Below are 6,731 nucleotides of genomic sequence, written 5' to 3'. Positions count from 1 at the left end.
GGTTTCTCACCCTAGAGGCCGGGACTAGCGGATGGCGGCCACGGTGGTGCCGTGCTGCAGCTGCAGGCCCCCGATCGTGTCCATCAGCAGGTGGAGGTCCAGCGGCTTGGGGATGGAGGCCAGGACGCCGCGCGGGATGGGCCGCGTGGAGCCCGCACCCGAGACGACGATGACAGGGAGCCCCCACAGCGCGGGCTCATCTACCACCCGGGCCATCAGGTCCCACCCCGTCATCACCGGCATCATCAGATCCAGCAGCACCAGGTCCGGCCTGGGGGTACGCAGCAGCCGCTCCAGCGCTTGCAGCCCATTCACGGCCGACTCCACCGTGAAGCCCTCCTCCGTGAGGAACTCCTCCAGCATCTCTCGGCTGTCGTTGTGATCCTCCACGACGAGGATACGGAAGCGCTCCACCATTGCAGTCCTTCCCCCTCTCCCGAGTGGCACCGATTTCAAACCGGAGCCTCATACGAACCGGGGGAGGAGTGAAGTGCCTGGAAGTGCGCGGTGTTGGCTAGTCGATGGATCAGCGGCGACGGGGGGGGCCCCGCAGACGCGCGGCGCGGTGACCCGCCAGGAGGCGGGGCGCGGAGCGGGGGCCGGGCTCGGGCAGGTGGCGCTCGCGGACCGCATCGTCGGGAGCCTCGCCCGCCTCCACACGTAGGGCGACGTAGCGCAAGGTGGCCAGCTCGGCGAGGGCTTCATGCCGTCCGAAGAACTGCCCGGTGACGCGCAGGTGCTCGCGCAACACCCGGGACAGGTGCGCACACGAGATGAACCGCTCCGTGCGATCCGGCGCGAGCGCGCGGTGGACGATGGAGTGCAGGGCCTGGGGCACGGCGCGTGTGGCGGCCTCCAGATCCCTCACCGAGTAGTCGCGGATCCGCTCCGCCAGCTCCAGGGCACACAGGCGAGTGCGCTCACCCTCCGGGAGGCGGGTGCGGCGCAGGCGGGCGTCGAAGCGCTCGGCCCCCTGGAAGAGGTGCCGGCCGGTAAGGAGCTGGAGCAGGACGATGCCCAGGGAGAACTGATCCGCGCGCGCATCCACCGCCAGGTGGTTGGCATGCTCCGGGGCGGCATACGCGAGGCTGCCCTGCACGGCGGGGCCCTCGCTGCTCATGCGCCCGGCCAGCCGGGACCAAGCGGCTCCGAAGTCCAGCAACTTCACCTCACCGTGCTCGCCCAGGAGGATGTTGTGCGGCGTCACATCCCGGTGGACGATGCCCAACTCGCGGCCGTGCTCGTCCATGAGGGTGTGGGCGTGGTTCAGCGCGTCCGCCACCTCCGCCACCACGTGGCAGGCAAAGGCCTCCGAGAAGGGCTGCTGCGTCCGCTCGGAGGCCTCGAGGAGCGCCTCCAGCCGGTAGCCGGCCACGTGCTCCATCACCAGGTGCGGCAGCTCGTCCGGACCCTTGAGCTGCAGCGCGGTGAGGATGTTGGGGTGGTGGAGCTGCGAGGCCACTCGCGCCTCCTCATTCAGCCGGCGCCGGGCCTCGTCGGACACGGGGGCAATGGGACGCTTGACGACGCTGAAGCCGCTGAAGGCCCCGTCCAACCGGCGGCAGGCCAGCACCAGCTCGCCGTGGTGAGCGGGCCCCAGCCAGCGGACGAACTCATAGGAGGTTCGCCCGGATCGCAGCAGCACCTCGGGCGCGGGGGGCTTCAGGGACAGGGACGCCATGACGACACTCCTGCGACAGGGAGGACCTGGAGAGTATGGTCCTCCTGCTCGCCGTCGTCACCTATTGGGTGGGATCCAAGGTTCCCGCAACCCCCTCGCCAGGCCGGACTCCGTCCTACCTGATAGGGCGTGTCTGACGCAGGACGCCAAAGGTGCCCTGTGTAATCGGAAATTCCAGGGTTTATGCGGCCCCTCGGCGCCGGAACCCAACCTGGCGAATAGGGTACGACGTGGCAAATAGGGGTAGGTGCTCCCGACGTAGCGGGTTATAAAGCCCCTGCTGACGGCGAGCTCCACAGGGTGCCTCCCTTCCAGCGTGCAACGTGCGCAAGGTTCGTGTGGTGAGATCCAACCTGAAAGGTTCTACGGTCCTGGCCCCCTCGGGGCGCCGAGGGCCCCGCCGCAAGGGTGCATCCATCCCCCCGGCGGTGCGGAAGATGGAGAAGAAGCTGGCGACGACCGTCGGCGAGGCCGCGCGGCTGGCGCGGATGCGTGCCGGGCTGACGCAGGCAGATGTGGCCGCGCGTGTCGCCGTGGCCCCCGAGGTGTATGGGCGGATGGAGCGGGGGAAGATGTTGCCCAGCGTGCCGACGCTCTTGAGGTTGTGCCTGGCGCTGCGCAGCAACCCGGACGAGCTGATGGGCATCACCCCGCGCCGCGGCGGGCCGGGGGAGTCTCCGTGGGCCGAGGACGTGCCTTCCGAGCTGGACGACACGCCGGAGATGCGGCGGCTGTTGCGCAGCCTGCGCCGGCTGAAGCGGCAGCAGATCAAGCTGATGCACCTGGTGGCGACGGCCATCGTCACGCGTTAGTGAGCGCTGGGGCCGCTGGCACGCTCCGGGGCGGGGCTTCCTGAGTTGGGCACTGCTCGCCTGGGATGCTCGTCCACGGCGCTGCGGAGAGCTTCCATGAATCCTACCCTGGCGCGGGAAGATCGGGCACGCGTGTTGGCTTCAGGTGGCGCTCGTGGTCGTAAAAGCACTCGGCACCCAACTGGGCGATGAGTTGACGCTCGCGCGCCATGCCCTCGGGTGTTCCGGCCTGGGTGGGAAGCTCATAGGGCTGGACCAGGACAATGCCGCTGCCCACGTCCTGCCTGACCTCACCCGGCAGCGTGGCAAGCCGCTCGCCCAGCGTGCGAATGAAGAGAGGACCGTAGAAGTTTCGCCAGAACAGTCCCGCCAACCCCTCGCTGTAGTCGCGGACGGTGGGGACCAGCGTCGAGCCAAGCCCATCGTCATTTGGGACAAGCCACTCCTTCTTGCGAGCCCTATCCTCGTCCAATGCCGCAATCGCCAATGGGGAACCCAGCAATTGCATGATCTCCATCACTTGCAGCCGATGAGCGTGTCTCCAGGTGGGTAGAGTGCCTTCCTTGGCAGAAGTCCCCCAGATAACTGCCCCGATGTATGGATATGCTTCGGATTTCGCGGAGTAAAGCAGGAAGAAATCCCTGTCAGTGCGGGCCGTGACCGTGATGTTCCGATGCTCCTCATAGTGGGCCACAAGCGCCCCATAGTCGATACGCGCCGGGTCGAGCTTGCCATTGAGGACCGCTCTGCCATATCGCATGGGCCGGAACCAGCGATACTCTTCAAACACCTTCCAGAAAAACATCCGTACGACTTCGCTTGAAATGCTCCCTGGCGGGAGGCAGATGTCCGTTGTCAGGTATTTCATCGTGATGAGCCATTCCTACGGGTAGGGGATGATGCTCACCTTGCCTTCAGCTCGGAGCAGTTCGATCCGTTTCTGGAGCGGCGAGGAGAGCCGCGTCGCTCCAGCTAGATTCTTGGTCGAGCGAATCCACAGTTCAACATGCCCGCCATATTCATCCACATAGTCAAGCATGGCTTTGAGGTTACCACCCAGTGACAGGTCCCTTCGAGCCTTCGCCTCGATGAAGAAGTAGGGCTGGCCCCAGACCAACTCCCCCGACGTGTCACTGCGCAGCAACGCGTCCGGGATAAACCCCTCGGCTTGGCTGCCCGGCGGCGGAATCATCAGCGCCTTGTTCTTCTTCTGAGCCCGCGTCTTGAGCACCAGCTGCTCGAAGTCCCCGCCTGCCTCCTTGTTCTTGAGGATCAGCTCGTACTTCTTCTTCCAGTCCGCGTCGATGGCGAAGCCGAAGCGTGGGTATTTCTCCGGGTGCCGGAACTGATAGTCCACCCAGGCAGCCGCCATGTGCTCGGCCGTGCCCGGCTCCAGCCGGATTCCGGCCTCCCCCAGCCGCGAGCCCACCAGCGGCACCGTGCCTCCTCGGCGCAAGGTCCCTGCAGCCTTCAGTAGCGGCTTCTCGAGCCCGGCAGCCACGCGCCGCAGGAATGCCACCTCCTCCTCCGAGAGGCGCTCGCCCTTGGCTGCCTTGCGAAGCAACTCCTCCACTTGGGCAGCATCCTCAGGGCTCAGGTGCGCGGCCACCCGCTGCAGCACCCGCATCTCCTCCAGGTTCCGCCCCGTCACCAGCGCCGTGCGCTCCAGCAGCTCCCCGCCTCCGGACAACGCACGCCCCGGCACCAGCGGCAGCAGCACTCCCACCCCACACAGCAGCCGGTCGTTCACCTCCAGCTCCCGGCCCGTGATGCTGTAGCCGGTGAGAGCGCACGAGGCGTCCGTCAACTCCCCCACCCCAGGCAGCACGCCGTACAGCAGCTCCACCACCAGCTCCTCCGGTGAGGGGCTCTTGTCCTCCGGCGGCGTGTAGTCCAGGTGCGGTGAGGCGACTCGGCCGAGCTCAATGGCCGTGGCCAGCGCGCTGCGCCGCGCCAGCAGATAGAGCGCTACCTGTGTGGGGTTCGTCCGCAGCAGCTGCTCGTCCTGGGCGTGCTCGTACGCCCAGTCCAGCACCGCCTTGGCCAGTGCCTCCAATGACTGGGTGCGCAGCGGGTGCTCGGTCAACAGGTGCCGGGGCGCTACCAGCCTCACACGTTCCTGCGCTGCCTCCCCCCAGCGTGCCTCCGCCCACGCGTGGAACTCGTCCAGCTTCGCTTCCACGGCCGCCTGGCGGCGAGCCTCCTCGTGCTCCTTCTGCGCACGGGCCGCCCTCAGCTCCGCGTACACCTCTACGGGCATGCGCTGCCGCAGCTCCGCTTCGCTTTGGCGCAGGACCCACCGCCGCAACTCCTGCAGCACCCACTGCTCGCGCTGCTGCTCCTGCTCCGTCAGCTTCTCGCGCTCCACCTGCTCCTGCTTGTCACGGATGAACTCCAGGTAGCGGCTCACCACCTGCGCTCGCTCCTCCCCCTGCGCACGCGAGTGGCCCGTCTCGCCCCGCGCCACACCCTGCCGCTGTTGCCGGAAAGCACGGCGCTCCCGCCAGTTCTCATTCATGTCCCCACAGCCGTTCAGGAAGCCGCACGGCTCCTGGAAGACCGGCCCCGCGGCGCAACCGCTCACTGCGAGGCTCAGCGCCAGGACCGCCATGTTCAGGCGTCCGCGCTGCCGCTGCACGGAGCGGTGCCCCTTGCTCCCCCACGCAGATAGAGTACCCATCGTTGAAGTGTAGGTCCTCGCCTCGGCACCACGGAGGTCTCGGTGCTTTGGTCCGACCCACTCAACTTGTCGTGCCCGGTGATCACGCGCGGCGCAGGAGTGCCCGTGCCCTGTGAGTGGCCGTAGGCACCAGTGCTAACCGAGCAGCCAAGAGGATGAGCGACATCCGCTCCAGTCGCCCACCACGGTCTCTCACCTGGGTCGGGCCAATCGAAAACTGGGTACGGTCCAGTTGTCATCCCCTTGGAAACCCTGGCTTTATGGCGCCATGGGCAAGCCGCGGGTGGAACATGGCGAGTAGACGGGCCTCTGCAAAGAGGGGCTCCATGGGGGCCCGGGCCTGGGCGGTGGGGCTGGGCCTGGCGCTGTGCTCGCTGCAGGCGTGGGGCGCTCGTCCCGGGCGGGCCAATGCAGGGACGCCGGATGCGGGTACTCCGGATGCAGGCACTCCGACGGAAGTAGGGGTGTACCGGACGGATGCGGGCTTCGCGGTGGACACGGGCGGGCCGACGGATGCGGGGGTAGCGCAGCCCGCGTTCTTGCCTCCCTCGCTGCTGGCGGACTCTCCAGCCCCCTATCCTCCGCAGCTCGCCGCGGAGCAGGTGACAGGCACGGTGCAGCTGGAGCTGCTGGTGAACGAGGCGGGCGAGGTGGAGACCGCCACGCTGGTGGTAGGCGTGCACCCGCTGCTGGACGACGCCGCGCTGCACGCGGCCACGGGGCTGCGCTTCAACCCGGCCACGTTGAATGGGCAGCCGGTGCCGGTGCGCATCGGCTTCGAGTACCGCTTCGAGGCGCCGAGCGCCGGGGCGGGGGATGATGGAGGGGTGGCGCCTGCGCCCGCGCCCGTCACGCTCAAGGGGCTGGTGCGAGAGAAGGGCAACCGCCGGCCCCTCGTCGGCGCGGTGCTGGTGTCGGACGCCCTGCCGAACACCCCAGTGGAGACGGACGCGGAGGGGCGCTTCGAGGCTCGGTGGCCCTCGGCCGCGCAGCGGGTGAGGGTGACATCGCCGGGACACAAGCCGAGCACCTTCATCGAGAACCTGCGCCCGGGTGAGGCGCTGGAGGTGGTGTACGGGCTGGAGCCGCTGGTCATCAACCCCTACGAGACGGTGGTGCGGGGAGACAGAGAGCGCACGGAGGTGTCGCGCGTCACCTTGCACGACGCGGAGCTGCGCGAGATCCCCGGCACCATGGGAGATCCGTTCCGAGTGGTGATGCTGCTGCCCGGGGTGGGCAGCATGGTGTCCGGCATCGCGTACCCGGTGGTGCGAGGCAGCCAGCCGTCCTCCACGGGCTACTACCTGGATGGCATCCGCGTCCCCCTCCTCTTCCACCTCTTCCTGGGGCCGGCGGTGATCCACCCGGACTTCATCGACACAATCGACTTCTACCCAGGCACGCCGCCACCAAAGTACGGGCGGTTGATGGGCGGAGCCATCGACGGCCGGCTGACCCGCCCGAAGGACGACCGCGTGCACGGCAGCGCCTACGCGGATCTCATCAACGCGGGCCTCTTCGTCGAGTACCCCTTCAAGTCCACGGGCACCAACGTCTC

6 protein-coding genes are annotated in these 6,731 nt (G+C 67.9%); 2 read left to right on the top strand and 4 right to left on the bottom strand.

Annotated elements, in window-relative coordinates; translation table 11 throughout:
• Positions 1-24 precede the first annotated feature (24 nt).
• Positions 25-417 carry a response regulator gene (locus tag VD972_RS02770; protein ID WP_324980306.1) on the bottom strand — a complete coding sequence of 131 codons (393 nt, stop codon included), beginning with the start codon at positions 415-417 and terminating at the stop codon, positions 25-27.
• Between the two features lie 109 nt (positions 418-526).
• Entirely contained in the window at positions 527-1,681 is a 1,155-nt protein-coding gene (locus VD972_RS02765; RefSeq protein WP_324980303.1) for a serine/threonine-protein kinase, read from the bottom strand.
• Positions 1,682-2,118: 437 nt separating this feature from the next.
• Here VD972_RS02765 and VD972_RS02760 point away from each other — a divergent pair, with 437 nt between their 5' ends.
• Complete coding sequence (locus VD972_RS02760) at positions 2,119-2,493, top strand: helix-turn-helix transcriptional regulator (RefSeq protein WP_324980300.1); 375 nt, start codon at positions 2,119-2,121, stop codon at positions 2,491-2,493.
• Positions 2,494-2,596: 103 nt separating this feature from the next.
• Here VD972_RS02760 and VD972_RS02755 read toward each other — a convergent pair whose 3' ends face one another.
• Positions 2,597-3,361, bottom strand: coding sequence for a hypothetical protein (locus VD972_RS02755; RefSeq protein ID WP_324980297.1), 765 nt, complete (start codon positions 3,359-3,361; stop codon positions 2,597-2,599).
• A gap of 15 nt (positions 3,362-3,376) precedes the next feature.
• Positions 3,377-5,173, bottom strand: coding sequence for a pre-toxin TG domain-containing protein (locus VD972_RS02750; protein ID WP_324980294.1), 1,797 nt, complete (start codon positions 5,171-5,173; stop codon positions 3,377-3,379).
• A gap of 326 nt (positions 5,174-5,499) precedes the next feature.
• Between VD972_RS02750 and VD972_RS02745 the strand changes: the two genes are divergently transcribed.
• The coding region (locus tag VD972_RS02745; protein WP_324980291.1) for a TonB family protein at positions 5,500-6,731 on the top strand (1,232 nt) is incomplete at its 3' end.

This window comes from Hyalangium sp. (genome assembly GCF_035629615.1).
Classification (GTDB): domain Bacteria; phylum Myxococcota; class Myxococcia; order Myxococcales; family Myxococcaceae; genus Hyalangium.
Note: the sequence above shows the minus strand (reverse complement) of the source record. Positions and strands in the feature narration are given on the sequence as shown.

Coding starts and splice junctions, on each gene's coding strand:
- VD972_RS02770 (WP_324980306.1), bottom strand. CDS start 417: ATGGTGGAGCGCTTCCGTATCCTCGTCGTGGAGGATCACAACGACAGC.
- VD972_RS02765 (WP_324980303.1), bottom strand. CDS start 1,681: ATGGCGTCCCTGTCCCTGAAGCCCCCCGCGCCCGAGGTGCTGCTGCGA.
- VD972_RS02760 (WP_324980300.1), top strand. CDS start 2,119: ATGGAGAAGAAGCTGGCGACGACCGTCGGCGAGGCCGCGCGGCTGGCG.
- VD972_RS02755 (WP_324980297.1), bottom strand. CDS start 3,361: ATGAAATACCTGACAACGGACATCTGCCTCCCGCCAGGGAGCATTTCA.
- VD972_RS02750 (WP_324980294.1), bottom strand. CDS start 5,173: ATGGGTACTCTATCTGCGTGGGGGAGCAAGGGGCACCGCTCCGTGCAG.